Origin of the sequence: Paenibacillus cucumis (ex Kampfer et al. 2016) (assembly GCF_019748695.1) — a bacterium.
Lineage (GTDB): Bacteria > Bacillota > Bacilli > Paenibacillales > Paenibacillaceae > Paenibacillus > Paenibacillus polysaccharolyticus.
Genome location: NZ_JACLIC010000020.1, coordinates 176625 through 202637, shown reverse-complemented (window position 1 = coordinate 202637; position 26013 = coordinate 176625). Strand labels below are relative to the sequence as shown.

The following is a 26013-nucleotide window of genomic DNA, read 5'->3' as shown; positions in this document are numbered from 1 at the left end:
CATGAAAAGTTTACGCACTTGTAAGGCCCACCAATCGTCAACATTCACATGCTTTCCTCCAGCCATTGCTGCAAAGGAATATCCTCCGTCAGTTCACCGAGCAAAATATGGCTAAACTGTCCAGCTTGGTCAATAACCATCGTTGCTGGCAGGCCAGTGATACGGTACAGCTTGGATACTTTGCCCGTTGCGTCAATGATCACTGGGAAATCGAACTGATGACTTTTCATAAACTCGTTAATTGTGCCCTTGCTCTCCCCCACGTTAACAAACAGTGTCTCCACCTTATTTTGATTTTGCTGCGCTAGCTCGTGAACCAAGGGCATTTCCCTTACACAAGGCGTGCACCATGATGCCCAGAAGTTAATCATCACGGCTTTGCCCCGGTAATCAGACAACTGGACTTGCTCCCCTTTGGAATTAACTGCTGTAAACTCAGGAGCCTCGACTCCTGTACGAATTGGATTCCTACTTTTCGAATCAGAGTCCGATAAATTTGCCAGCACAGCCCATATACCTGTAGCCAATGCTGCCAGTGCAATCAACATCGTAAAAATCCGTTTTATTTTCGAACCCTTCTTCTGTCCGTCTTTTAGCCCACTGTTCCTATCCATTCTCTGCATCTTGTTTTGCATGAAATCACCTTCACTTTATTCCCAGACTCTGATGAAAAGCAGCATGAAGTGAACCATACTGATTCCGAATATCTTCTACGGTGCCTTCCCCGACATTACAACCTTGATTCATAAACATCACCTGATCTGCGATATCATTCGCCACTTCAAGCTGATGTGTGGAGAACACAACAATATGCCCTTCCTGTTTGATACCTCTCAGCAAATGTACGAATTCCTGCATCCAGAAGGGGTCCAGTCCATTGGTAGGCTCGTCCATGATCAGAAGAGCAGGCTTTGCAAGCATCGCCTGAGCAAACAATACACGCTGCCGCATCCCTTTGGAAAAGGTAGTTACCCGTTTATGTTTTTGCCCGTCAAGTCCAACCATCACTAATACTTCCTGCACCCTATCTCGGGGAAGTTTACGCAGAGATGCCCAGAATAATAAAGATTCCTCGGCCGTAAGACCTTGGCTGAACTGATAATCATCCGGCATATACCCAATCTGATTCGCATACCGTTTGCGATCCTGTGACCAGCGGACGTTATTCACCTGGATCTCTCCTGACGATGGACGCAGAATGCCTGCCAGCATACGTAACAAGGTGCTTTTGCCTGCACCGTTCCCGCCGCATACGGCAAGTACCTGACCAGAACCAAGATGAAAGGAGATTTCTTCGACAATGGTTTGTTTTTTGATTTGTTTGCCTAGTCCCTTCACAATAACTTCCGCTTCAAGCACGGGAACGCCCCCTTTCCCATATAACGTAAACAACAAGGATCGAGCAACTCACCCATAACAAGCACATTCCAACAAATATGGCACTGCCGCTTGGCTGTTGCACCCACGAAACCCATTGATAATACTCGGGCCCCAGTATAGAACCACCACCGAGCTTGATCACAATAAACAGCCGTACCAATTCAGCCGGGTTCAAAAAGGTTAACACCACCAGCAACGGTTTTATCCAGAGGTACGGCATTTGCCCTAATATCGCAAGTAATAATGTAGGCCAGCCAATAACGGCGAAAAACCAGATCGATACGGAAATCGTTAAAGCTTGCCAGCGATTGCGAGACAGTGAGCCGATCAGCAATGCAACACTTAGGAATAACAGCACAAGTCCACAAGAAAACGCTAAAAACAGTAGATAGGTCAGTAGATCGATCGGATTGCCAAGCAACCCGCTAACGAGCCCCATCAGGCCGTAGCCAAATGTCACGATGAGTAGCAGCACCGCGGCTAGTCCGAGATATTTGCCTGTAATGAACGATAACGTACCGATGGGATACGTCGATAGAAGCTGCCAGCTTCCGTCTTCCTTTTCAGCAGTCAATGAGAATGAACCCAGAAAAAGCGTCATTAGCGGCAAAAGATAGAGGATAAGGTTCAGCATAGAACCTGTCGTGCCCGAGTATCCTTCTACTGGATTCTGTGCATTTAGTAGTAATAAACTTAAGCTAAATGTGCAAAAAAGAACGAGAAACGAATATGACCAGGAGTTACGAAACCCCGTTTTCAACTCTCGTTTTGTTATTTGTAACATATCAGACATCGGCTTCAGCACCCCCCATCAGCATCAGTGGCTGCCTGATCCTTCTTTCGACTCACCTTCTTGATGCATATCTTTGCTCATATCTTCACCCATATTATGCTTCGAGCCTTGATCCGTCCCGCCCTCATCGTGACCATGTCCGTGCCCGTCTCCGTCTCCGTCCATATTCATGTTATCCATATTCTGAGTCCAATCATGAGAAGCAAGTTCATCCGCAGTCATAACCTTGCCTACACCCTGCTCGGCCACGAATGCCTCGGCAGAAGCTTTATCCTTGAAGTTAACAATGCCATACGCCATGGGTGTTCTGAGTGAAGGGTCATATACATAGGTCGCTTTATTGAATTCGATCCATTCCTTATCGTTATAATCACGCACATAGTCCATGCCAATGTTGTCTGTGCCGTTTTCTTTTTTCCATTCATTCATGCAGCCAAGGTCATCAAACTTGAAGTTTTTACCGTCCTTCGTTGTAAGCTGTGTGGCAAACGCATCATCCTTCACCTGCATGTTACAGATCGCACAGATATCCACGTCCTCGTTAATTGGCACAGCCGCATACTTCTGTCCACATGCCGTTAACATCACAGTACCTAAAAGCAACACCATTGCCAAAATCCATCGTTTATTCATTTTCTCCATACCCCCATATAGATCATCGTACTTGCAGACAAGCCAAGTAAAAGTAAACCAATTATCGTAACCGGACTTGGCCGGGTTCCCACATTTGTTCTATCTGTCCCGGATGTTCCCGATGTTGCTGCAACTTCAGTATGCTTTTTCACAATGCTCATCTGCGGTGATTCATCTGTTGTCCAGTTGCTTTTCCCTTCCGAGTGCAATTCACTGAGAAAGACCATGCCCGGGGATTGAAAAAACAGTTGATATGCTGCATTTCTGCTTATTACTTGTTCGTAGAACGGGTTGAGCGCATAGGAAAGCTCGCTGATTCCATCCTGATTCAGATCCAACCCCTGAAAGGAATCCCAATAGTTTTCTTTCAAAATATTATCCTTGCTGTCCATTGTCGAGGCATCAATAACGTTGGAAACAAATCGATTTTGCGTAAATTGATTTCCCTCAGCGAGCACCATCTGGATTCCAACGAAATTACTGATTACACCGTTGTCATCAATTTCATTGCCTGAGGACTCAGCGATATTCATGCCCACACGATTGCCCTCTACTGTATTGCCGTAGATCTTGGACTGATGCACGTCATAGAGCAAGATACCTTGCGAATGAACATTTGAACTTTGTTTGCGAAAGGTATTGCCTGATATAACTGTATTTTTAACCCCCATGATCATGGCACCTGTCATGTTACCTTCTCCTGTGTTATTCGTAACAGATGATCCATCGATATACATGCAATGAATACCGTACCTAGTTTGAATGAAACGATTATTGTTCACCGCTACGTTTCGGCTGTTCTCCACATAGATGCTATCGAGCACGCCCTCAATCTGATTCCCTTCAATCCTACTGTTATGCGAATTGTAGAGATCGATCCCGTTGCCTTTTTGACTGCTGGATACTGTACTTGCACCTGCCCATTGAATTGAATTATTTCGTATTACAGAAGTAGTCGCATCACGTAGAAGCAAACCAGCTCCCTTGGTACGAAGCTTAAGGTCAGATACTTCGTTATTGCTGCCCGTAATCTGCACAGCTGCTGCTGGCTGACGGCCGTTATGTTCGATTGTAAACCCTTCCAATTTCACACCTTCCGCCTGAATGGATATCGCACTTTGTTCCTGTTCATTATGGATGATAGCCGAATCATCCCCAATTAAAGTGAGTGCTTTAGAGATGAGAACGGGGGGCCTTCATATCGACCAGGTTCAAGATGAATAACCGCTCCGGCATCCGCTTGGTTTATGATGGGCTGAAGCAGGACGGGTTCACGATCTCCAGTGACTCCAGTAGCATTCACGGTAGTTTGAAACACTAGAAGGAGGCCCAGTCCGATCACGATCAGAGTATTCGCTGCAAGCCTACGGATATTGAATCGTTTATTAATGTTCATATTTTTGTTCCTGCATTTTTCATCCATATCATCCCCCCTTTCCTCCGTTCCTTCTTTTTGGTGTTACCTTAATGCGTTATCCCAGTCCTTCACACAGTGTATCGAAAATGATAAATTTCCCATATAGCCCCATCAGGCTATAGCTTGCTTACTTTTGTGTCCAAATTGTGATTGAATGAAAAAAAGCCGCCAAATTGGCGACTTTAGTAAGTTTCAACTTATGCAAATCGATAGGTCCAGAACCGCTCACGTCCAAAGCGTGCTTGAAGTTCTTCGTCGTTCAGCTTGCGATTACCAAGCAACTCTGCGGCTTGAAATTGCGAGCGGTGGGCACGAATCGAAGCCAGCTTTTGCGCCAGAAATTGGGAGACATCTACGGTTACATCTGGCTTGCCAATATGCTGCTCATGATTATTAGAAAAAGCTACGCAGTGAACGACAGGACGCTCTTCCAGCGGTAGACGGCTAACAACCCTGATCACCGCAGCTCCTGTCGCATCATGATCGGGGTGAACACTGTATCCAGGATAAAATGTAAAGATCAGTGATGGCTTAATCTCCTCAAGAAGAGCCATAATGCTGCCATCGAGCAATTGAGGATCTTCAAACTCTACCATTTTATCATGAAATCCGAGCATTCTTAAATCTTGAATACCAATCGCACTAGCCGCTTCAATAAGCTCATCTTTGCGGATAGATGGCAGGGTCACGCGGTTCGCGAACGGCGGAATACCCATGTTACGTCCCATCTCACCCAGCGTCAGACAAGCATATGTAACGTGTGCTCCAGAATCAATGTATTTGGCTAACGTGCCCGATACGGAGAATGCTTCGTCGTCTGGATGAGGATAAACCACCAGGATGCGTTGATGCTCATCGTGTGCATTCTTTGTCATATGTTGTTCCTCCACTTCCATTAGAACTTCTCCCGGCTCAGCTGCAGAGCCACAACCAGTTTGCCCTGGGTGTCATGGCCGGCCATAATCAATCTATCTTGTTCCTGCTCATCAATATGGGTTAGCCCTTCAGCATACACCCAGCCATCTGTCGTCTTGAGACCGACACGGTAAGGTCCCTCACCTGAAATGGAGCCCTGTGTATATCGAATGGCGGCATTGGTGATAAAAGCTGAAGCCGGATGCCGTGAACTATCGTAATGTTGAGCGTAAGCGCCCGTTGTCATCTCAAGATGCATATATACATCCTGATCAACAAGGCGATCGAGCCGAAGCTGGATATCTTGTGGTTGTATCAGTTGCATGACGGCCTCCTTGTTTCTTGTAAAGTATGAACTCCATTTTATCATATGCATCAAAGAATATACATTTAAAGCTGCTCAGTTGCATAAAATGACAGACAAAAATATGAACTTTCTTCTTTATTTTTTTCTATTTTTCAAATGGGACAAAATCGATTAGATTAATATAAGTGATCATGCACACTCAAATTTACTCCAGATCAGAAGTGTCAAAAGGAGCTACTTCCTATGAAATCAATCATTCAGTTATTGCATTTTGGCTATCATCAGGCCATGAGCTGCATTTTTCCCGTAGCCATTTTCGGTACACTGGCTCTTTCAACGATCATTCCATTTCCTTTTATCCACCGCTATGATGCCATTCTGCTTATTCTGCTTGCTGTTCAATATTTGATGTTTCGCACTGGACTGGAAACGTTGGACGAAATCAAGGTTATTTGCGTATTCCACGTAATCGGTCTCTTACTCGAAATTTACAAAGTACATATGGGATCATGGTCTTACCCGGAGCCCGCATACAGCAAAATATTTGGCGTTCCGCTTTACAGCGGATTTATGTACGCCAGTGTAGCCAGCTTCATGTGTCAGATCTGGCGAAGACTGCGTATGGATATGACCGGCTGGCCGGGCATGGTTCCCTCCATGTTACTCGGCGCAGCAATCTATCTTAATTTTTTCACCCACCACTTTATCCCGGATTTTCGCTGGTGGCTGACAGCCCTTGTCTTTGTTGTCTTCTGGAAAACGTGGATTATCTACCGGGTGCGCCATACAACCTACCGTATGCCATTGTCTCTTGCTTTCATTATCGTAGGTTTCTTTATCTGGCTGGCAGAAAATATCGCTACCTTCTTCAATGGCTGGAAATATCCGGATCAACATGAGAGCTGGCAACTGGTGAGCTTCAGCAAGATCAGTTCATGGTTTCTACTGGTTATTATCAGTGTAATCATCGTCGCTCAGCTCAAACACGTGAAAGCCAATCGCACAGCAAAATAATTTAAAGAAGAACATGTCCGGATCACATTGACGCTGACCTTTTCCCCAGCGTCAATGATCCGCTATCGTTTACCATTTCATTTTGTTTGCTGCCCACTTGTTTTCCCTCTTCATCATATATTTTAATGGTATAGGGTGTACCCTCCGATGAAGGCAGCATCACAAACCAGATATACTCTTCCATATCTGTTCTGATCAACTTGGCTTCAGTAATGGACATGGAGCCGTTCTGTTCTGTTTCAGCAGTTACACGCTGGATACCCGGATGCTCGATTGTACCAAACACCATTGGAAAAGGAGTTTCTATCCCTTCAAGCTTCGGTAAGTTCATATAATACAATGCATACTCAGACGGATCTATGTCTCCTATTCCATAACCTCCGCCCCACACCCACTTCCAGCCAAAACTATTTTTTCGTACGTACTCCAGCTGCATATTACTTGATGCTTCACTGTTCGTTCTCTGCGTAAACACGATCATACCGTCGTCCACAGGCTCCTGATGAACTACACGGACATTAGGAGTCGACGCTCTTAATTGTTGAACTGCATCCTCTGGCGTACTGCCGATCGGAATCGACATGGTTTCGTCCAGCCCCATAGCTTTGGACAATGTCTGATCCGCCAGACCACCCGGTTTTTCTTTTAAATACATATATGTGTTTACGGATATCACTGAGAGTACTAAGAGCGCTATCGTTGCGACTATAATATTGAGAGTCATTCCTTTTTCTTTACTCATGTTCGAGCCTCCTTCTTGAAAACAGATAAATTAACAATATAACATATAAACCCATCTAATATTACCAAAATTATCATAATCGTTTTTTCGCTTCTTATAAGATATAGCAAAAAAGCCGCCATATGGCGGCTCCATCTTATTAACGACTCATATTCTAGTCATGGCTTACACGTGCTTTAGTACCCCAGTCTTCATAAACTGTGCCTGAATTAATATTCTCCAAGGAATATCACTTCAGTTTCTAATTCCACCTGGAACGTGTCCCACACCTTTTTCTGAATAAACTGAATCAGATCCTCATAATCCTTGGCAGTGGCGTGATCCACATTCACGATAAATCCAGCATGTTTAGTCGAGATTTCAGCCCCACCGATGCGAGTGCCTTGCAATTGACAATCCTGAATTAGTTTACCGGCAAAATGTCCTTCTGGACGTTTGAACACACTTCCGCAAGAAGGGTATTCCAATGGCTGTTTCGATTCTCTCAGGAACGTTAATTCCTTCATCTTGCTAGAGATCTCCTCCTGATCCCCTTCGTTAAGCGTAAACTCGGCATCTAAAATAATATAATGATCCATCTTGAAAAGACTGTTGCGGTAACTCAGCTTCATCTCTTCACGAGGGATAACAACAACGTTGCCTTCACGGGTAATGACCGTCGCCTTTTCAATGACATCCGCGATCTGACCGCCGTAAGCGCCAGCGTTCATGTAAAGAGCGCCTCCTGTACTGCCAGGAATGCCACAGGCGAATTCCATACCCTTCAGGCTATGTGCCAAAGCGGCTCTGGATACGTCAATAATATCGGAGCCGCTCTGTGCCATGATACGTGTTCCACTGACTTCGATCTGATCGAAGCGGCTAAGCGAAATCGTGACTCCCCGGATGCCTCCGTCCTTAATAATAACGTTGGAGCCTTTACCAATAACGGTCAGCGGCAGCTGATGGCTGTTCGCAATTTCAACCACTTTGGTAATCTCCTCCACCGTCGTTGGATGCACGAGAATATCGGCCTTGCCTCCAATTTGGATAAACGTATGATTTTTTAGCGGTTCATTAAATTTTACTTTTTCGTTAGGTATGTGATTTTCAAAAATATTCATGATTTTCTCTCCCTGCGTTCTTCAAAAAGAACATGATTCCTACATTGTAAATCGAAACACACTCCAATGACAATCTATATAAGTTGAACCAAAGAATTTACACTATCCACTCCGATGACAGAATAACCTTCCAATCGCTGTTATCCCCAGATTTTTTTGATTCCCTTTTCCAAAGGAAAAAATCCGCTGATAAAGGCGACCGCTTTGCTTTTTCAGGTTTTTTCTGTCCTCTTCGTTCATGTGTAAATAAATAGTTCAACTTATATTTCCTTATATTTCCCTTTACAGGCCGATGAAATTCAACCGTATACTATCATGATATTCGCCTGTTTACTGAATAGATACTTGAATACAAGTTAAATTATACATGAACAACCATTTTCAGATTGTACGGCATCAAAAAAAGCAATAGCGCTGCGGATTTATCACCCGCAGCGCTTGAACATTCTAACACATATTCTTAAACTTCTCTATCTTCTGAATAGAAGTCCGCTTCATCCACGATCGTTATCCGGAATATCCGTCTTTGTCAATTCAGCAGATAACGCCCATAAGCGCTCCGCCTGTTCTGCATCAATCGCATATGGCTTCACGCCGTAAAAACCGCCATCTTCGGGAGCCATCTCACTGATATTGCAATCTTCACAGTACACACCGCCCATGCCTTCAAGCTTGGGAGAAGTCGCAGCCCACACCTGGGTTGCTGCACCCTGCTCCGGTGATTTGAACCCCGGATTAGCCACGTTGCCGGATTCATCAATCCAACCGAGAGCAACCATCTCATCTTTGGGCATATAACGCTGTAATGGAGTCATGATTCCACCCGGATGTACAGCAAATGCACGAACTCCATGCTGCTTGCCAAGTCTGTCGAGTTCTACCGTGAATAAGCTGATCGCTGTTTTGGACTGACCGTATGCCGGAAACTTCTCGTATCCCTGTTCAAAATGAATATCATGCCAGCGGATTGGGGAGAAATGATGTCCTGCAGAGGAAAGCGAAACGACACGGGCTCCACCTTCACTGACCAGCGCAGGCCACAATTGATTGGTTAGCGCGAAATGTCCCAGATGGTTCGTAGCAAACTGCGCTTCCCATCCCGGACCAATCCGGGTCTCTGGACAGGCCATGATACCTGCATTCAGGATTAACATGTCAATACTGCGTGCACTTGCAAGAAAACGTTCCGCAAATGCAGCAACACTGGACAAGTCAGCCAAATCAAGCTCGTCCACTTCCACGTTCTCAAGATCAGCCAGAGCTTCACGGGCAACATCTGGTCTGCGCGCAGTCACAACAACGTGTGCTCCCGCTCGAATCAATGCACGTGTTGTTTCCAATCCCAGACCGGAATATCCGCCTGTCACTAAAGCGAGATGCCCTGACAGATCCAGTCCGTTTAATACCTCATCCGCTGTACTACTCTTGTCAAAACCTGAATGTATGTTATGCTGAACTGTTCTTGTCTCTTTGTTTATGTTCATCTGACTCAGCTCCTTCATATTTGCACTTGTAACTGCTTATAGTATTTATCCCTATTAGGACTTCTATAATCAGTCTACACCCTAGAGTAAACTCGAAGTCAAATCATGCCCCTTAAAACGTCTATCCTGAAAATTCACCATTGATCTTCATTCGCCATCAGGATGAACAAAAAAGCCGCCATTCGGCGGCTTTATCCATATACATATATTTAAATGTACTGAAACATTTAACCATTTCTATTCTCTTTATTTCAGACGAATGTGGAAAACATCACCGGCGTTACCTCCAAATACGATAAAGCCTTTCTTCGGAAGTTTCGTGGACTGTTCACCAGTCGCGATAGAGAACTGTAGCGCCTGACCTTGATCATCATAAACCGCATAACCGCCGTGCTTAGGAGAATCCACCGTTATCGTTTTTTCAGCTGATTTCCCGTCAATCGCATACCATCGAGCTTGACCGTTAGCTGGTATAGTCGCAATTCCTGATTTCCCACTGAAAATAGGCCGAATCGCCTTTTCCGAGATGTACTGCTGTCCGTTCTGCGTGAGAATCTCAGCATCTTTTTTCATCATTAATTCCAAGTCGAATGCATCTCGGCCATTCATGACTGGAATCTCCGCAACATTAACGGCATAATTGACATCCTTGATTTGCGTCCCATTTACATAGCCATGCTCTGCGTTGACCTTAAAATTTTTAATAAGCTGTGATGGAACCAGGTAGAAGAGCGATGTGATTTTTTCGTCCAGCGCAAAATAGTTCACACCGTTCCGTGCAGCCCACTTCTCTTGGGTAACTGCATCCAGCTTGTTAGGCTCCAGCTTTTGATAATCGTACGTGCTCATGCCCATCTGTCCCAGTCCCGGCAAGCTAAGATATCCTTGGACTTTAACATAGGTCTTGGCGTTCCGCTCCTTTACAAAACTCACCTTCACGCTTCCGTCCTTGCCGGTAAAATACCCGTCACCTGTATACACATACTTTTGTTCAGCAATTAGTCCGCCCAGCATAGCTGGTAAGGTGAATGCTCCGTCTTGAATATTAATCTCCGTTGTTGCACCAACGGTCCCATACAAACCGGAGTAATCTTTCAACTCAGCAGGCATCTCGGTCTGGACTGGGACAGAGAAGGTGCGATCCGGTTTAATGTTGTCAATAATGCCCTGTTCCTTCAGTACTTCCAGCAACACTTTAGAGGCAAACATCTGGTCAAAAACAGAAGATCCACCTGAAGATAACACAGCCATGGATATGTCGTGCTCTGGAATCGTAATTAATGAAGCGTGATACATGATCGTATCGCCGCCCTTGGTCAGTGCTTTAATGCCATACTCACTGAATGGAGCAAGTTCTACTGCATCCCAGCCGAGTCCGTAGTTGAACGAATTGATTTCGTCAGACACCCATATGCCTTTGCGATATTCTGGACTTTGCATCGCTTTAGCCGAAGCCTTGGATAGAAGATCCGGGCGGTTACCCATCAGTACCTCAGCAAATTGCGTTAACTCCTCAGCCGTTGAATAAATGCCACCCGTACCGATGATATTGGCATTTTCAACAGGCATCTTTGATTTAAAAGTTGGCCAATAGGTTCCAGCTAATTTGTCTCTATTGAAAGAATCCAGTGGTGTCTTCGTAGAACCAAGTTGCAACGGCTTGCTGATAGACTGTTCCACATATTTACTGTAACTTTGCCCACTCACGCGCTCAACTAGAATCTCCAGCAATTGAAAGCCATCATTGCAATAAACGGAGTATTCCCCGGGTCTAGACTTGAGACGTTCGGCCTGAAGTTTGATCAGCAGTTCATCATGATTGCGTGTGTCGTTATCATCAAAAAGAATGCTGTTTCCATACTGCGAACCGTACAACCCGGATGAATGATTCATTAACATACGCGGTGTGATTTCTTTATAGCGGGGGTCTGCCATTTTGAAATCGGTAATATACGTAGTAAGTGGCTGGTCCAGGTCAACCTTACCAGAATCGACCAACATCATGACCGCAGTTGTCACCACCATTTTGCTTACGGAGCCTATACCGTACATGGTATCTTTGTCCACGGCTTTCTGGCTCGCCTTATCATGAAATCCAGCACCGTCAGATAAAATCATTTCACCTTTGTCCATAATCGCATATTGCATACTTGTGACGCCATAATTCTGAACCAGCATGTCAGCGAGTTGTTTAGCTTTCGCTTGGGTTGTCTGCTTTTCTGTCGCCTCAGCTTTAACATCTGCTACAGGCATGATGACAAGCATAAACGCACATAAAACCGTAATTATCCTTTTCATTCAGATTTCCTCCTTCAGATCGATATACTTGAATGAACTCATCATACCTGGCAAAGACGTGGCCTGCGGAAAAGAACCCCGAATGGAAAAAAACAACCCCTGAACGACAGTTCAGACGTTGTTTGTGTTGTAAGGAAGAACGACCATATTGTTAAAAGACCCTTGTCCTTGCTCAATGGTCATATGTCCTCCATATTTGCTACATATTCTGGATATATTGGTCAGGCCAAAACCATGAAATTCTGAATCCGTTTTGTCACTTTTCAGATCCGTTGCCGGTTGGGCGGTATGGTTCATAATCTGGATTACCAGAGCAGAAGCTGTAGAATGAATAGATACTACGATATAACGATCCTCGGCGACCCGTACTTTCTTGGATGCTTCAACAGCATTGTCTAGAATATTTCCGAGCACCACGCACAAATCATAACGCTCAATGCCTATGTGTTGAGAATGGAGATTGATGCGGGTATCGATTCGAATGCCGTTTGCCTGCCCGACGGTTAGCGTATTTGTAACGAGAGCATCAATGACCAGATTACCGCTATTCACACGTTGGTACGCATGCTCAATGGTGTTCATCGTAACATGCATATGCTCTGTTGCTGCCGCAAGTTCGTTACGTTTCACACACTCTTCGATATATAGAAACTGCTGATTGATATCGTGGATAATACTTTTAATGCTTTTGAAACTGTGCACGGTCTTCTCGTAGTTGGCATCCTGGTAATCCATCTGCCGCTGCAATTGTTCATTTTCATGAGCGAGATGCGCCTTCTCCACGATATTATCAAACACATACACAATAAATACGTTTAGAAAAAGGGAGCCCAGCACCGAAAAAATATAAAAGATATTTTTTTCGCTATATATTGAAATGACATTGATCTGGTACACCGTAATCGCAGTAACGATCAAAAATAAAAGATAAGACCTATGGTGCACCCGGAAGCTCCTGCGTTTGGCAATGAGATGAACAATGGGGATCACAACAAACATAATGCTGCATCCTAGCAGCAGAACTTTGGAGAACAACCATATCGCTTCCGGGCCATAGACAGGCACTTTCAGGTAGTCGATGCCGTCAATCACACTAAAAACATAAACTGAAATGATATTTACCGTGGTTAACAGCGCTGCATACATAACCGTAAACATAATCTTCAGTTTTAATTCTACCCGGTAGGATTGTGCCAGAGTGAAGATAAAAATCAATGCAAGCAAGGTCGAAAGAAAAGAAGGTAATCGCGTAGCCAAATAAAAGAAATTGAGCAGGACAAACACAACAAAATAAATCGTTCTGCGAGGTTTACGTCTGGATTTTCCCAGCACAGCATCAAAGTAATAATTGGCTTGAAAGGTCATGAGCAGGGTCAACAAAATGACGGGTACTAGATGCAAAATATTCATTTTATTGAACCCTCATGATCATATATTTGGTATACGTATCCTTGACTTCTTTGATTTTGGAACGACCTATCGGCAGAGAGGTTCCATCCAGCATCGTGACTTGTGCCCCCGTGAACTTGTGTACATGCATTAGATTAATAAGCACGGATCGGTGAATTTGCATAAAACCATGCTCTGTCAGCGTTGCAGCATAAGCCGATAGAATACCTTTCGTTTCATAAGAGTTATCACGAGTAATTACCTTTAGTTTGTTTTTAACCGTGAGGCTTTTGATTACCTCAATCCATAAAATATCTTCATATTTCAACATCAAATCATCGTAATCTGATTTAATCACCAGATACTTTTTATCCATAGCTTGATAATACTGATGCAGTTTGATCAACTTCTCTTCCAGCACAGCCTCTTGAATCGGTTTGATCAAATATTGGAACGTCATCACATCGAAACTTTGAACCATATACTCGGGATAACTGGTCAAAAACATGATCTGCACATCCATGATCTTGAGTTTTCTGATTTCCTGTGCCGTCTGTATGCCATTCAACCCACCCATCTCTACATCCAGAATAAGCAGGTGAAACGTCTCTCTCTGATCCTTATAATGAGCCAGGAGTTGTTCTCCTGAACTGAACATGGTGATATGAAACTCGATATTGGTTTTGAGCGAGAACGCTGTCAGCATATGTCTCATCAATTCTCGTTGCTGCTCGTCGTCGTCACATATCGCTACCTGATACATTTCATCCCGCCTTTCTCGAACACAAACCGTTTTTATTCATTCTAATATACTATCTTATCACGCTCAGATCGTTAAGAATGGATTGAAAAGCATTTACACTACCCTGAAATGCAAACGTAAAAAGAACAACGACGTGATCATGCGTCCTTGTTCCATCCTTTGGTTGTTTTTTGATCTTTCCACTTCCTTGGTTGTAAGCACCACCTTACTCTTGAACAAAAAAAAAACGACTGACCAGGAGTGGTCAGTCTTGTTAATACCGCTAATATAGGATGAGTATATAAGTTCTTCAACCACAGCTATTCGATGAGTGCGGCCTTAATCAATGCATTTACCCTTGAGTTATAGAGCAATCCGATATGAGTTACCAGACTAACGGAAATATTGTTTGCCCCGTCCAGTCTGGATAAAAGAGGCGAAACAATGGTGTCGCTGGTGGAGTAGATTGAGGTAACTTTAATGCCGCTTGGTGCGCTGTTCGTTGTCAACCGATTCGCCCCACCCAGCGTAATCAATTTATCCACCTTATCTATGCCACCGCGATTCAATATATAGTACAGGCTGTTAGCTCCACCCATGCTATGTGCAACGATATGAACTTTGGAATGCCCCGTTTGGCGAAGAACATCGTCCACAAATCGGCTTATCGCCGCAGAATTCAACAATTGATTCCCTGCTTTGCTCGGGAGATCAATGGCAAATAGCTCATTATTCGACCATCCTTCACCGCGCAGATACCTTTCAATTAAGGCAAAATTACTGTCCGAGCCTGTCAATCCATGAACAAAAACAATGGGTGTCCGCGCAGTGGCAGCAGAAGCTGTCGTACTCTGCCCAATTCCTGGTAAAGCAAAAGCAAAAATCGCACTCATCAAAACAATTAGCAGTGGTCTTAACCTTCTCAATCAGATCATCCTCCTGTAAATGGAATATCCACATTTTACAATTTAAAAATTGTAAAATAAATGGTATTTTAGTCTCATTTAACCAATGGAGTATGATGTTTACTGCTAATTATTTTGTCGAAATACAGAGGTTCTCCTCTTTCAGCCTGGCTCATCGTACGACTCGGAGCACGAGAAAACTATCCCTCTACAATATCCGCATGCAGCTGCGATGCCGCTTCCATCATAACCGGAACAATCGCTTCATTCGAAATAGCAACGTACAACTCCCCCATATACAATCGGAATGGGTATTGTTGTCCTTCATGCTCCCACATAAAAAAGTCACCCTCAATGGTCATCGTGCTCTCCGCGCCAACGATATTTAGCACTGTGGAGTAAGTAAACTCCGGCTTGGTAGCAAAATATGTGCTGCACTCCTCCAAAGAAATATGTTGTTCCGGATTGTTTTCCTGCATCGATCTCGTTATTTTAAAACGCTGGTTCATCTCGTTATGCCTCCAACTTCAAATTATTTGTTTTTTCTTCATATCATAGAAAGGTATTTTCTCATTTCGTTCTTAATGTGTCAAAACATACGTTCAAAATTGCTTTAATACTCCATCTAACTTTCCTAATTTGGCTAGTCCTGAGCGCTCGTCCATGCGAATGTGACCTCATTGAATATAGTATTCTATCTGAATGTGAAGGAGGAATATCACATGACCCAATTACTTGATGCAAGGGTGTCATTGAATGCAGCTACATTTAATTCCATTGCCATTCCTATTCCTGTCATCAATACACCTACATTATTTGCACAAATCGGGTTACTAACTGCTGGGGCAGGTCTTAATCCAAGAGTTTCTATGAAAGGAACGATTACAGTTCAGCTTCCACTCGCTCTCTTCCAAGTCCGAATTACGATTGTCCGTGGCACGGTTGCGACAGATCCTCTCATATATTCAGCCAATCACACGTATGGTCTGAACGGATTGCTTGTACCTGAAGTCATCATTTTTTCCGCCAATGATTATAATCCGCCTGTAACTCCGCAAATCACCTACACCGCTTTTATCAGTACCAATCTGCTTGGTACGGTCCGGGTAGGTCCTGAAAGCTTCGACGGATTTATCGTTTCGGATTAACGTTTAAGATTAAGGTCTCGTATGTAATCCTTAGCGCCCCCAAACGTGTAATCTACATCTGCATTGTAGATTACACGTTTGGGGCTTTTATATGTCCAGCTAATTTCCGAAATAAACATCCAGCTTACCTGTCGGAGGTGTAGTAGCCATCCACACGGCAGCCAGGTTATCCGGAGCATATGTAGCTGCTGTAATATAGTCACCGATTAGAACGGTTGGCACTGGGGAGACACCATTCGGATTAAAGGAGGTCGTTGTTAGCCGGCGATTACTGAAGCTTGCTCCGCCATCAAAGGACTCGGCAACAAAAACATCAAGCAGGAACCCGTCAATTTGATTGGAGTAATAGATTACCCGAATGGTTCCAGCAAATGGAGACACCGTGATGGCAGGAAAAAAGTTCTGTGTACCTGGCGGTGCGCTAGTAATGCTTATTGGATCTGACCAAAGAAGTCCATCGGGAGATTCACAAAGCAAAACATCGGTATACCCCGCGCGAGCGTCATTCCATACGGCATAAACGGTACCGCTGTTCGGTCCAATGGATATGTCTGCTGCCAAACTCAGATTGGTCTGCACTCGAAAATTATAGTTCGGAACAGGGAGCGGCGATGGCGCCGGCACAACGGAAGATATGAACGTAGACTGCCGTTCTATGGGCGGTTGATAATTGATTCCCCCATCATACGATATGCGTAGCAATGCCGAAGGGCTGGCTGGCCCTGTAATGATATAACCTGCATAGACTTCACCGGAGAAGCCAACGGCCAAAGCTGCCCGGTCATGGATTCCACGAGGACTCGATTGTCGATCCGGGGGTTCCCACGAGATTCCTTGATCAACAGATCTTTGAGTAAAAATAGCAGAAGAAGTTGTTGCAAGCGGTGTATAACCTACATACGCATGGCCTCGATATGGACTGCCAGGAGAGCGATCTACAGCAATGAAAGGTTCATCATTATGCACGATTGTTCCAAATCCTAATTGTACAATGACAGGCGGCTGCCAAGTTGCACCGTCATCAAATGAAGTATAACTTACAATGGTCCCGTCATTAATCCCGTTAAACACATGCACCGTGACGATAAAAGTGCTCGGAAACGTATAGTCGATGGTTGGTGCTTCCGCCCCCGAATAGCCTGCGGGTTGCGGAAGCACCGTTGTGGACCATGTCGTTCCACCGTCGATGGAGCGATAAAATCCTGTTAACGTTGGTCCCGTACTGGTATCTACAGCAACAACACACATAATATTAGGATTTAAAATATTTACTGCAATAGAGGGTTCAAACTGATTTCCCGCCAAAGCACCAGTAATATTTACAACGGCCATTCTCTTCACCTCTTTTCTTCTAAGGGATATTGGTGAATCGGTCAATTAACGTCATTTCAGATTGTAGAATGCGCTGTATAATCTGACCCGTAGAATCAACGCCATAGACATGGATTACCGTACTGGTTGCGCTAAAGAAATCACTTTGAACTTCAAAAAACGCAGCATTAATCAACGGATAGATGAAAGTCCTTGTTGCTTGCGGCAAGATTTCAACTAAATCATGACCAATAGGAATCCGAGTCAATTGAGTTGTATCCCACCTGAATACCTCCAATTCAACACTGACAGGAGCATTCAACGAATCGTTAATGCAAGTGACGATAATTTGTGTAGACTGTGTAGGACCTGAAGTTGGATTGTAGATAAACCCTGTAGAGTTCGGCAAAGAGTCACACTCCTTTCACACCATATACTCCACTATACTTTCCATTCAGCTTGTGTTATGCAGATTCTATGTTTTCTTGTATTGGAACAATATGAAAATTTTGTTATGATAGATTTGCCAAATTTCATTAGTTTGGTAGATTTACGCCAAACCACAACGCCTGGAGGTCCACCTATTTATGTTTATACAACGTACTGGGAAAATCGCTGTGGCAGCCGCCATGGTAATATCCATGATGGGCAGTATACCTGCAACTCAATCCCAAAAACTTCAAGCAGCCCCTGCGATCTCTGTTCAATTGGATCATGTACCCTTAACCTTCGATGCAGCACCCCGGATTGATAAAGGAGTAACCTATGTTCCATTCCGGACGGTCGGAGAAGCACTCGGCATTGGTATTAGCTGGAACAACAAAACACAGACCATGACCGCGGTGAACACATCCAAAGGAAAAACAACGAAAGTTGTTCTTCAGGTTGGAAGCAAGACAGCTACTGTAAATGGAGAGAAAGTGAATCTCCCTGCCGCACCTGTGCAACGGGAAGGACGTGTACTTATTCCGCTGAGTTCATTCAGTAGCCAATTCGATGTCCGTACAGGCTGGGATCAGGCTACACGAACCGTCTCTATGGTATCACCTCAACGTGAAATGCATCTCCGAGCGTTCTATGCCGTAAAAGCCTACCATGAAATCGATCTGTTACCTTCTATGAATTCGGTTGCTTTTGGATGGAGCCGCATTGACCGGGATGGTACGTTTACACTGGAAGGGAAAGAATATCAGGTTCCTGCTGCCGCGGGTGAAGTAACCCCTAAATCCATTGTAGCTGACGCGGCAAGTCAACAAATCCAGCCCAGTTTGATGGTGTATGCGCTGGATGGAAATGGCGAGCTAACTAAAGTACTGGGTGACAGCACTTTAAGGCAAAAATCCATTGAAGGCATTCAAGCAGCCATTCAGGAGTATGGCTTTGGTGGGGTTGTGCTTGATTTTGAGGGACTCGGCTTCAAACTGGACGCTGTAGAGCAACAACAATTGCTGAATCAGTATGTGAAACAGCTAAGGGAATCGCTACCTCAAGAGATCGCCATCTCTCTGGCTGTTCCTCCGCTCAATAGCGCCTACAAAGGGTATGATTACAAAACACTGGCTACGCTGGCGGATGACCTTATCATTATGGCCTACCAATATAATCCTGCAGGAACCAAAGCTCAAGTTGCGGAGCCGAACAGTCTGGTCAATCAGGCAATTGCACTCGCACTCAAGGCAGGAGTGCCCAAAGAAAAGATTTTGCTTGGCATCAACATCAATAGTGAGACACCTGCATCTGTCGGGGACAAGCTCGGACTTGCCAAGCGTTACGATCTGAAGGGTGCAGCCTTCTGGCGGCTTGGCCTATTCCGCACGTACAGCGCTGATATGCAATCTGCTGTGCAAGCATCGGTAATTAAGGAAGAATAAAGCTACCTTTTCATAGCTATATTGAACTTCATAATCTAATTCAAAATAAGCAGGAAAAAGCACGCTCCTTGACTGACTGTACAAGGAACGTGCTTTTTTGTGTACTTCATCACCTTCTCTTCTTATTTCATGACCTTATCTATACCGCCAAACAGCAGTTTAATGATCACACCCGGTCCCGGCAACTGGGGATCAAATAACAGGACCATGCCAATGACCGCACTGATAGCGCTGACTCCTGTTGTAATCATCCGGACTTTTTTTTCTTCGCTATGTTTCCATTCCACATAGATGATCGTTCCGGCTAACAACAGAATACCTAACATAGAAGCAATTTTCATAACTTATCACCTTCTGTCTATCATATCTCGTATCCCCATGAGTGATGGCATTACTTCCACAGTTAATCGCTCATCTCCCCTGCTCATCCGGGATGCCCTGAGGCCCGGCAGATTTACCTGTACGTACAACCTGCGCATGAATCTGGATATCCACATCAAGCTCAGAGTAGATCTGCTCCCATCTCTTCTCCTGCTCCTTCCACTGTTTCGGATAATATCTGCGGAACTCCACCGCGAACTTGAACAGATCCGTTCGCATCTCTCGCTGGGATAATCGAAGGGCCGACTCTGCCATGTCTTTCAATTGTGACGCCCAGGTTTCCTCCAGCTTTTTCAACACAGCAGGATCTGTGAGATCCCCGTTGGTTGTATTCAACAACACCTCTCCCCTTGCCTGTACATCCACCTGCATGCTCCACTGTGAACCCGAAATTTTCGGCTTCAAAATCGTCTTCACTTCTAGCGGCTGGATCGAAAAGGAACCTCTCTCAGGCTCTACATTTACAGGCATGATGATGTTGTTTAATTCATTAGCAAGCATTAAAATGCCAACGGTTAACGGCTCCTGTACACTCCGATTAAACCTATCGCCCTTATAAAGACTTAGTCCTTTGATATATGGCGTCGTTGTTAATTTATCCTGTCCCTCGTCAGGTGCAAGAGTCAACATACGGGACAAAATGACAGATTGGTTAGGGCCTTCAATGGATTGAGCGAGTTCCAGAACGGTTATCCGTGTACCTAGTTTCATATTGGCCATCTCACGCAAAGATTCCGCAGAGCTTCGTTCCAATGGGTCCAGCAAGGCAAGAATGTTTTTGGCAGGGTCAGGTGTTGAAAAAACATAAGCATGTTCCCTGATCTGGGGGTATCGAAGGAAAAAATCGATAAATTCGCGTATGCCTTTTTTTCCGGCGTCTTCGCTAATCACAATTACTTCGCAGTGTCCCCAAAACATATTTCTCGGCACTTTCCGTTGCAAGCGATTCAAAGCCTCTGCAATGGTATGACCTTCAGCCGATCGAGTTAGTGTTACCCCGCTTGGACTGCCTCCACTCCCCGTGCTGTCTCCTCCCCCAGCTTTACGGGGAATAAAGATCTGTGATGTCAGTTCGATCTGATCATTTTTGTAATCCACTCCGGTTGCCAGTACTATCGCGAGATCATTAATCTCAATCCGATCCCAGCATCCCGTGAGTAATGTGCAACAAAAACAGATAAGAAGCCAAGTATTGCATGCAGAGATCATTCTTTTTTTCATGGGATCAGCCATCCGTACGTTTTTTTCGCACATAAGCCCACCCCTTTTTCACCCAAGCTATCCCGTAAGTCACCCCTGGAAGAACCAGTAAAACGGCGATCGTATACAAATTGGCTGAAGGACTTACCAAACTGGATAACCCCGAACTGCTCGAAGCTACCCAAAACGAAAAAATCATACAGAGAAAAGAAAGCGGGCTCACTAGGGGCTTGTAATCCTTCAGACCGAACCATTCCGCTGTGGACGTCACAGATATATATAGAAATACGGAAACCTTCACAAACATACCAAAGATCCACACCGCAATTATGAGGGATTCAATATGTTGTAGAAAGTCTGCAATCGTAATGTACCGGGCAGCGATCATCACCGGGAAAACAAACGTATCTGTCAAATCTCCAATTAAAAAGAGACAAACCACATTAATAACGGTCATCACTATCGTTGTTGTCAATAAAGAGCCTAGCATCACACGAGCGGTTCTTTTTTTGCGATTTACATACGGCAGGAGAAAGGCAATTACGATATATTCACTGAACCAGGCGGCAGGAGCGAGCGCTCCTTTGACGGCAGGCATCGGCCCATTTTCCATAAAAGGAAACAATTCTGACGGGTGCAATTCCCCAATGAGCAGTACGAAGACGAGACCCAGCATAGCCATGACCAGTGTTACAAAAACCTGGGCTGTCCTGCCAACCACTTCTATGCCAAGTCTGACATTAATCGCACAAACGAGCATCATCGTGCCCATGATTACAAACATCGGTGTGCGCGGAAGTGCATTATTGGCGATAAACTCACCATATTCTCTTATAATCAGCCCGGTTAGATGAGGCATGAACAAAATATAAATAAGTCCGACTAGCTTGCCTGGAATGAGACCAGCCACGAGCACACTGGATTCAATGAGCGATTTTCCGGGGTACATCCGTGCTAGTCCAAGTGATATACCAATGGCGGCAAGTCCTATAACCGATCCAATAATAGGAGATAACCACATATCATGTCCGGCATAATGCATTGTAATTCCAGGTACAGACAAGATCGCAGTGGCAATAACAGCCGGGAAGATCATGAACGCCAGCTGTGTCTCCGATATTCTTCCTTGGTCAGTTAACATGAATCTTCCCGCCCTCTCCTACATCCTTTATGCAATCTAATCCCTATCGCGGCTTGTTCCAAGGTGCTGGACGCCACCACAGATCCTTCAACCCTTTGGCATTCGTTGGTGCAACCGGAGACAGATACGGCGCACCAAATGAGCGAAGACTGCTCAAATGAATGACGATCAAAATGATGCCCAACATAACACCGATTAAGCCCAGCGTTCCAGCCAAAATCATAATGGGAAAACGAAGAAGTCGTGTCGATATGCTAGCAGAGTAACGAGGGATCATAAAGGACGCAATCCCTGTGATCGCAACGATAATAATCATCGGAGCGGAGACGATACCCGCCGTGGTTGCAGCTTGTCCAATGATCAGTGCGCCAACGATACTGACCGCGGAACCTACCTGTTTCGGCAGGCGAACACCGGCTTCCCGGAGCGCTTCAAAGGCGATTTCCATAATCAGTGCCTCTACAAGTGCGGGAAAAGGAATCTCCTCTCTGGCTCTAGCGATACTGAGTAGCAGCACTGTAGGGATCATCTCCTGGTGATAGGTCGTGATCGCGACATAAGCCGAAGGCAACAACAAGGACAAAACATAAAATACGTATCGTAACCAGCGGAGGAATACGCTCATAAACACATATTGATAGTAATCTTCAGGTGACTGCAGCATGGAAAACAGCGTTACAGGAGCGACCAGTGTGAACGGTGTTCCGTCCACCAGTATCGCAAATCGCCCTTCCATCAGATTGGAGGCCACCACGTCGGGACGTTCTGTAGCAATCATCTGAGGAAAAGGAGAGAATCGCTGATCGATGATATCTTCCTCAATATACTGACTTTCCAGAATGTCCCGGACTCTTAACCGATCCAGTCGCTGCTCCACCTCTTTCACCAGTGAGGCATCAATAATACCCTCCACGTACGCAAGTGCAATGCTGGTATTGGAGCTTTCTCCAACGGTGCGTGTTCGGAATTTTAGTGCAGGTGTTTTGAGCCGTTTACGAACCAAAGAAAGATTCGTTGCGAGCGATTCAGTGAATCCGTCCCTTGCACCACGGACCGTTGATTCAGCTAGAGGCTCTTCTGTCGAACGATTAGCTGCTTTATACAGCGGATACGTTGTTGCGACATTGGAGCCTTCCAGTAACAGAAGTGCTTCGCCTGCCAATATCGCTTCTGCGGCCTCTTTCGACGTTTCAACGGTTTTTACGGAAGATAGAGGAACCTGAGCAGCCTCCATGCCAATCTCCTGAACTGGCGTTAGCACCTGACGCTCAAGCCGCTCCGTATCACATAAACCCACACAATATACACATAGTGCGGAGGTGAAGCCCGCGGTCTCGAATGAATGAAATATGACATCGGAACAGTCCGTAAATACGGCGCGTAATGTCTCTTCATCAATAACCAAATCTCCTGTTAAGGGCAAGTCCTGCTGCGTTTCTTGTTTTTCTTGATCCGATTGTCCCTCTTGATCCGATTGATCCTTGCCTTTGTTCTCTTTGTTCTCTTTGTTCTCTTTGTTCTCTTTGTTCTCTTTCTCTTTCTCTTTCTCGTTTGAATCCTGATCCGTATTTTTCTTCGCGTTTTGATCATTATTCTGTTTTGATTTTTCGCTGTTTTCGCTGTTTTCGTCGTTTTCTTTTTCTTTTTCTTGCTGATCTTGATCTTGTTCTTGTTCTTGTCTTTTTTCTTCTTTTGTATCCTGTTTCATATTTTGTTCGGTTGACCGCTCTGCACCTTGCTTCGAATCCTGTTGTTCCGTGGTGCTTGAGTTGGAATTGGAGTCTGTATTATTATTTGTGCTTGTGTTGGTATTGGTACTTGAGTTCGTATTCGTGTTTGAGTTTGTTCCTGAGTTGGTATTTGTATTTTGACTGTTTTGACTCATGGGCTCCACCTCCTTTCCACCGATTCGTCCAAGTATTCTCAGTAAAAGATATCATTTGCTTCCTTCACCAGAAATATGCAATCCGAACGACGAAAAGAGCCGCTCCGTGAGCGACTCTCTTCTAAACTAACATTTAACTGCCACTGCACAGATTGTGTGTATTAGCTATCCTTTTACAGCACCCAGTGCAACGCTTCCGATAATCTGCTTCGAAAATACGGCGAACACAACAATAATCGGCAATATCGAAATCGCTACGCCCAGATACAACAATCCGTAATCCATACCGTAGTAGCCCTGAACGAGAGCGACCAAGACGGGTAGCGGATACTTATCTAAGGAGAAAAAGAGTACGAGTGGTGTCAGAAAGTTATTCCATGACCCGATAAAGGTGAAAATCCCCAGAGCCGAGATCGCTGGCCCAAGGATGGGCAGTACAATCTGATTAAACGTCCTGAACTCATTTGCACCGTCTACTCTTGACGACTCAATGATCTCATCCGGAATACTGCTTTCCATAAACTGTTTGATGAAAAATACGTTAAAGGCATTCGCCGCCGCGGGTAAAATAATCGCCGCATAACTGTCCAGCAGGCCAAGCGTACTGAACAACCGGTATACCCCGATTAGCGCCAGTTGACCCGGAACCATCATCGTGGCGAGCAGAAACAGAAACAATCCGGTGCGTCCTTTGAAGTTAAACTTGGCAAAACCATAAGCCGTTAAAGCACCGATATACAGCGACAACACAGTAGAACTGCCAGCGATAAAGAAACTGTTGGCAAAGCCACGCCAAATGTTGATTTTTGAAGCCATATTCACATAATTGTCTATCAGAAACGCACCCGGAAGAAACGTAAAGCTTGAAGCAATCGACGCATTGTTATGTGTAGAATAGATCAGCATCAGGTAAAACGGAATCACACACAATACAGCGAGGGCGATCAGAAACAGATAAATGAGGATTTTCCCCAATGTCAGCCGCTGACGAAGCGCATGGTGTTGAACTACGGCCTCTCGCTGCGCGGCAACTTTAGCAGTTTGCATACAATCTCTCCCTCCCTATGAACGGCTCTTCCGTTTGGTCATGATGAAGGATGCAACCGATAACAGAATAATAATGATGAACAGACAAAATGCAATGGCAGCTCCATAACCAAAACGTGTACTTTGGAACGCTACATTATATAGGTACATGATGCTGGTCATTGCCGCACGGTCCGGCCCTCCTGTACCATTGGTCAACGTAAACGGCTGGTCAAAGATCTGAATGCCCCCAATGATCGAGGTAATAATCTGAAACAATATAATAGGTTTGAGCATCGGCACGATGATGTGCAGAAAAATATGTTTTTTCTTGGCACCATCGATTTGTGCAGCTTCTTGCAGCGCTGGATCTATCCCTTGTAATCCAGCCAGATAGATGACCATTGAATAACCAAAGTACTGGAAGAACAGAATGGATGACACGATTAGCCGCATAAACCAAGGGTCATCTTTCCAATTGATCGGGTCTTGAATTATCCCTGTCTGCACGAGAAAATGATTCAGTCCACCCGACTGCCAATCAAAGATCAGACTGACAAGCAAACCGAGCGAAGCAGCCGTAACGATGTTAGGGAAGAAGTATACCGCCCGGAAAATATCCCGTCCTTTTAACAACTTGTCGTTCAAAATAAAAGCAAGTACAAGGGAGACCGTCAGTTGTGGTACTACCGATACACCCCAAATGAAGAGTGTATTAAACAATGTTTTGTAGAAAAGCGGGTCTTGAAGCACCGCGACATAGTTACCGATCCCGACGAACTCAGGCGTGGTGATCCCGTCGAAATTCGTGAAACTGATATATAGCGAGTAGAGAATCGGATACAGTCCAAAGATGGCAAACACGATAAAAAAAGGAGCAATAAAGTAGTACCCGTAATGGTCTTTTCGAATTGTTTTGGCAAACATA

Annotated in this window: 26 protein-coding genes; 3 read left to right on the top strand and 23 right to left on the bottom strand. The window is 44.8% G+C overall.

From position 1 onward, the window contains the following. Positions 1 to 44 precede the first annotated feature (44 nt). The 7 genes from H7T88_RS12455 to H7T88_RS12425 form a co-directional block, all read right to left on the bottom strand. Positions 45 to 614, bottom strand: coding sequence for a redoxin domain-containing protein (locus H7T88_RS12455; RefSeq protein ID WP_221788697.1), 570 nt, complete (start codon positions 612 to 614; stop codon positions 45 to 47). A 31-nt stretch (positions 615 to 645) separates the two neighbouring features. Further along, entirely contained in the window at positions 646 to 1359 is a 714-nt protein-coding gene (gene ccmA, locus H7T88_RS12450; protein ID WP_221788695.1) for a heme ABC exporter ATP-binding protein CcmA, read from the bottom strand. After that, entirely contained in the window at positions 1352 to 2173 is an 822-nt protein-coding gene (locus tag H7T88_RS12445; protein ID WP_221788693.1) for an ABC transporter permease, read from the bottom strand. The genes ccmA and H7T88_RS12445 overlap by 8 nt, the downstream gene beginning before the upstream one ends. A 24-nt stretch (positions 2174 to 2197) precedes the next feature. After that, complete coding sequence (locus H7T88_RS12440; protein ID WP_260510870.1) at positions 2198 to 2806, bottom strand: nitrous oxide reductase accessory protein NosL; 609 nt, start codon at positions 2804 to 2806, stop codon at positions 2198 to 2200. Beyond that, entirely contained in the window at positions 2803 to 3891 is a 1089-nt protein-coding gene (locus H7T88_RS12435) for a right-handed parallel beta-helix repeat-containing protein (protein WP_221788691.1), read from the bottom strand. The genes H7T88_RS12440 and H7T88_RS12435 overlap by 4 nt, the downstream gene beginning before the upstream one ends. 529 nt (positions 3892 to 4420) lie before the next feature. Continuing rightward, positions 4421 to 5098 carry a bacillithiol biosynthesis deacetylase BshB2 gene (gene bshB2, locus H7T88_RS12430; protein WP_154889229.1) on the bottom strand — a complete coding sequence of 226 codons (678 nt, stop codon included), beginning with the start codon at positions 5096 to 5098 and terminating at the stop codon, positions 4421 to 4423. Positions 5099 to 5118: 20 nt separating this feature from the next. After that, positions 5119 to 5463: a YojF family protein gene (locus H7T88_RS12425; protein ID WP_090915805.1), complete on the bottom strand. Its 345-nt coding sequence runs from the start codon at positions 5461 to 5463 to the stop codon at positions 5119 to 5121. A 225-nt stretch (positions 5464 to 5688) separates the two neighbouring features. Between H7T88_RS12425 and H7T88_RS12420 the strand changes: the two genes are divergently transcribed. After that, positions 5689 to 6459 (top strand): DUF817 domain-containing protein, encoded by a 771-nt coding sequence (locus H7T88_RS12420; RefSeq protein ID WP_154889231.1) that lies wholly within the window; start codon positions 5689 to 5691, stop codon positions 6457 to 6459. A 22-nt stretch (positions 6460 to 6481) separates the two neighbouring features. On the opposite strand, the gene H7T88_RS12415 is transcribed toward H7T88_RS12420, so the two are convergent. The 8 genes from H7T88_RS12415 to H7T88_RS12380 form a co-directional block, all read right to left on the bottom strand. Then, the gene (locus H7T88_RS12415; protein ID WP_221788690.1) at positions 6482 to 7201 is read right to left on the bottom strand and encodes a hypothetical protein; all 720 of its coding nucleotides are present in this window, start codon (positions 7199 to 7201) and stop codon (positions 6482 to 6484) included. A gap of 209 nt (positions 7202 to 7410) precedes the next feature. Further along, positions 7411 to 8304: a UDP-N-acetylmuramate dehydrogenase gene (gene murB, locus H7T88_RS12410; RefSeq protein ID WP_090915799.1), complete on the bottom strand. Its 894-nt coding sequence runs from the start codon at positions 8302 to 8304 to the stop codon at positions 7411 to 7413. A gap of 494 nt (positions 8305 to 8798) precedes the next feature. Then, entirely contained in the window at positions 8799 to 9788 is a 990-nt protein-coding gene (locus tag H7T88_RS12405; protein ID WP_154889237.1) for an SDR family NAD(P)-dependent oxidoreductase, read from the bottom strand. 246 nt (positions 9789 to 10034) lie between these two features. Beyond that, complete coding sequence (locus H7T88_RS12400) at positions 10035 to 12086, bottom strand: serine hydrolase domain-containing protein (protein WP_221788689.1); 2052 nt, start codon at positions 12084 to 12086, stop codon at positions 10035 to 10037. Between the two features lie 111 nt (positions 12087 to 12197). After that, positions 12198 to 13496, bottom strand: a complete 1299-nt coding sequence (locus tag H7T88_RS12395) for a sensor histidine kinase (RefSeq protein WP_090915792.1) — start codon at positions 13494 to 13496, stop codon at positions 12198 to 12200. A 1-nt stretch (position 13497) separates the two neighbouring features. Further along, positions 13498 to 14238, bottom strand: a complete 741-nt coding sequence (locus H7T88_RS12390; RefSeq protein WP_154984092.1) for a LytR/AlgR family response regulator transcription factor — start codon at positions 14236 to 14238, stop codon at positions 13498 to 13500. A gap of 299 nt (positions 14239 to 14537) precedes the next feature. Further along, on the bottom strand, positions 14538 to 15110 hold the full coding sequence (locus tag H7T88_RS12385) for an esterase/lipase family protein (protein WP_090916475.1): 573 nt from the start codon (positions 15108 to 15110) through the stop codon (positions 14538 to 14540). A 212-nt stretch (positions 15111 to 15322) separates the two neighbouring features. After that, positions 15323 to 15631 carry a hypothetical protein gene (locus tag H7T88_RS12380; RefSeq protein WP_090915790.1) on the bottom strand — a complete coding sequence of 103 codons (309 nt, stop codon included), beginning with the start codon at positions 15629 to 15631 and terminating at the stop codon, positions 15323 to 15325. A gap of 213 nt (positions 15632 to 15844) precedes the next feature. On the opposite strand from H7T88_RS12380, the gene H7T88_RS12375 reads away from it, so the two are divergent. Continuing rightward, on the top strand, positions 15845 to 16270 hold the full coding sequence (locus tag H7T88_RS12375; RefSeq protein ID WP_221788688.1) for a hypothetical protein: 426 nt from the start codon (positions 15845 to 15847) through the stop codon (positions 16268 to 16270). A 99-nt stretch (positions 16271 to 16369) separates the two neighbouring features. Here H7T88_RS12375 and H7T88_RS12370 read toward each other — a convergent pair whose 3' ends face one another. Both H7T88_RS12370 and H7T88_RS12365 read right to left on the bottom strand, forming a co-directional pair. Then, the gene (locus H7T88_RS12370) at positions 16370 to 17602 is read right to left on the bottom strand and encodes a sialidase family protein (protein ID WP_221788687.1); all 1233 of its coding nucleotides are present in this window, start codon (positions 17600 to 17602) and stop codon (positions 16370 to 16372) included. A gap of 19 nt (positions 17603 to 17621) precedes the next feature. After that, positions 17622 to 17990: a hypothetical protein gene (locus H7T88_RS12365; RefSeq protein WP_154889250.1), complete on the bottom strand. Its 369-nt coding sequence runs from the start codon at positions 17988 to 17990 to the stop codon at positions 17622 to 17624. A 178-nt stretch (positions 17991 to 18168) separates the two neighbouring features. Here H7T88_RS12365 and H7T88_RS12360 point away from each other — a divergent pair, with 178 nt between their 5' ends. Continuing rightward, on the top strand, positions 18169 to 19452 hold the full coding sequence (locus H7T88_RS12360) for a stalk domain-containing protein (protein WP_221788686.1): 1284 nt from the start codon (positions 18169 to 18171) through the stop codon (positions 19450 to 19452). A gap of 122 nt (positions 19453 to 19574) precedes the next feature. Here the strand turns inward: H7T88_RS12360 and H7T88_RS12355 are convergent, their stop codons facing one another. The 6 genes from H7T88_RS12355 to H7T88_RS12330 all read right to left on the bottom strand — a co-directional run bounded on the left by H7T88_RS12355 (position 19575) and on the right by H7T88_RS12330 (position 26012). Then, positions 19575 to 19793, bottom strand: a complete 219-nt coding sequence (locus tag H7T88_RS12355) for a hypothetical protein (protein WP_154889254.1) — start codon at positions 19791 to 19793, stop codon at positions 19575 to 19577. A gap of 70 nt (positions 19794 to 19863) precedes the next feature. Further along, positions 19864 to 21054, bottom strand: a complete 1191-nt coding sequence (locus H7T88_RS12350) for a Ger(x)C family spore germination protein (RefSeq protein WP_186812301.1) — start codon at positions 21052 to 21054, stop codon at positions 19864 to 19866. 4 nt (positions 21055 to 21058) lie between these two features. Continuing rightward, entirely contained in the window at positions 21059 to 22174 is a 1116-nt protein-coding gene (locus H7T88_RS12345; protein ID WP_221788685.1) for a GerAB/ArcD/ProY family transporter, read from the bottom strand. A gap of 43 nt (positions 22175 to 22217) precedes the next feature. Then, on the bottom strand, positions 22218 to 24059 hold the full coding sequence (locus H7T88_RS12340; protein WP_260510869.1) for a spore germination protein: 1842 nt from the start codon (positions 24057 to 24059) through the stop codon (positions 22218 to 22220). Between the two features lie 165 nt (positions 24060 to 24224). Next, positions 24225 to 25106 (bottom strand): carbohydrate ABC transporter permease, encoded by an 882-nt coding sequence (locus H7T88_RS12335; protein WP_090915782.1) that lies wholly within the window; start codon positions 25104 to 25106, stop codon positions 24225 to 24227. A 15-nt stretch (positions 25107 to 25121) separates the two neighbouring features. Next, positions 25122 to 26012, bottom strand: a complete 891-nt coding sequence (locus H7T88_RS12330) for a carbohydrate ABC transporter permease (RefSeq protein WP_154889262.1) — start codon at positions 26010 to 26012, stop codon at positions 25122 to 25124. Position 26013 lies beyond the last annotated feature (1 nt).

What these genes read in the sequence shown, in the direction of transcription:
- H7T88_RS12330 (WP_154889262.1), bottom strand. Translation starts at nt 26,012, where the DNA reads ATGTTTGCCAAAACAATTCGAAAAGACCATTACGGGTACTACTTTATT.
- H7T88_RS12395 (WP_090915792.1), bottom strand. Translation starts at nt 13,496, where the DNA reads ATGAATATTTTGCATCTAGTACCCGTCATTTTGTTGACCCTGCTCATG.
- H7T88_RS12420 (WP_154889231.1), top strand. Translation starts at nt 5,689, where the DNA reads ATGAAATCAATCATTCAGTTATTGCATTTTGGCTATCATCAGGCCATG.
- H7T88_RS12350 (WP_186812301.1), bottom strand. Translation starts at nt 21,054, where the DNA reads ATGAAAAAAAGAATGATCTCTGCATGCAATACTTGGCTTCTTATCTGT.
- H7T88_RS12415 (WP_221788690.1), bottom strand. Translation starts at nt 7,201, where the DNA reads ATGAGTAAAGAAAAAGGAATGACTCTCAATATTATAGTCGCAACGATA.
- H7T88_RS12425 (WP_090915805.1), bottom strand. Translation starts at nt 5,463, where the DNA reads ATGCAACTGATACAACCACAAGATATCCAGCTTCGGCTCGATCGCCTT.
- H7T88_RS12440 (WP_260510870.1), bottom strand. Translation starts at nt 2,806, where the DNA reads ATGAATAAACGATGGATTTTGGCAATGGTGTTGCTTTTAGGTACTGTG.
- H7T88_RS12370 (WP_221788687.1), bottom strand. Translation starts at nt 17,602, where the DNA reads ATGGCCGTTGTAAATATTACTGGTGCTTTGGCGGGAAATCAGTTTGAA.
- bshB2 (WP_154889229.1), bottom strand. Translation starts at nt 5,098, where the DNA reads ATGACAAAGAATGCACACGATGAGCATCAACGCATCCTGGTGGTTTAT.
- H7T88_RS12345 (WP_221788685.1), bottom strand. Translation starts at nt 22,174, where the DNA reads ATGTTAACTGACCAAGGAAGAATATCGGAGACACAGCTGGCGTTCATG.
- H7T88_RS12360 (WP_221788686.1), top strand. Translation starts at nt 18,169, where the DNA reads ATGTTTATACAACGTACTGGGAAAATCGCTGTGGCAGCCGCCATGGTA.
- H7T88_RS12340 (WP_260510869.1), bottom strand. Translation starts at nt 24,059, where the DNA reads ATGAGTCAAAACAGTCAAAATACAAATACCAACTCAGGAACAAACTCA.
- H7T88_RS12400 (WP_221788689.1), bottom strand. Translation starts at nt 12,086, where the DNA reads ATGAAAAGGATAATTACGGTTTTATGTGCGTTTATGCTTGTCATCATG.
- H7T88_RS12355 (WP_154889254.1), bottom strand. Translation starts at nt 19,793, where the DNA reads ATGAAAATTGCTTCTATGTTAGGTATTCTGTTGTTAGCCGGAACGATC.
- murB (WP_090915799.1), bottom strand. Translation starts at nt 8,304, where the DNA reads ATGAATATTTTTGAAAATCACATACCTAACGAAAAAGTAAAATTTAAT.
- H7T88_RS12385 (WP_090916475.1), bottom strand. Translation starts at nt 15,110, where the DNA reads ATGAGTGCGATTTTTGCTTTTGCTTTACCAGGAATTGGGCAGAGTACG.
- H7T88_RS12390 (WP_154984092.1), bottom strand. Translation starts at nt 14,238, where the DNA reads ATGTATCAGGTAGCGATATGTGACGACGACGAGCAGCAACGAGAATTG.
- H7T88_RS12445 (WP_221788693.1), bottom strand. Translation starts at nt 2,173, where the DNA reads ATGTCTGATATGTTACAAATAACAAAACGAGAGTTGAAAACGGGGTTT.
- H7T88_RS12335 (WP_090915782.1), bottom strand. Translation starts at nt 25,106, where the DNA reads ATGCAAACTGCTAAAGTTGCCGCGCAGCGAGAGGCCGTAGTTCAACAC.
- H7T88_RS12405 (WP_154889237.1), bottom strand. Translation starts at nt 9,788, where the DNA reads ATGAACATAAACAAAGAGACAAGAACAGTTCAGCATAACATACATTCA.
- H7T88_RS12375 (WP_221788688.1), top strand. Translation starts at nt 15,845, where the DNA reads ATGACCCAATTACTTGATGCAAGGGTGTCATTGAATGCAGCTACATTT.
- H7T88_RS12455 (WP_221788697.1), bottom strand. Translation starts at nt 614, where the DNA reads ATGGATAGGAACAGTGGGCTAAAAGACGGACAGAAGAAGGGTTCGAAA.
- H7T88_RS12380 (WP_090915790.1), bottom strand. Translation starts at nt 15,631, where the DNA reads ATGAACCAGCGTTTTAAAATAACGAGATCGATGCAGGAAAACAATCCG.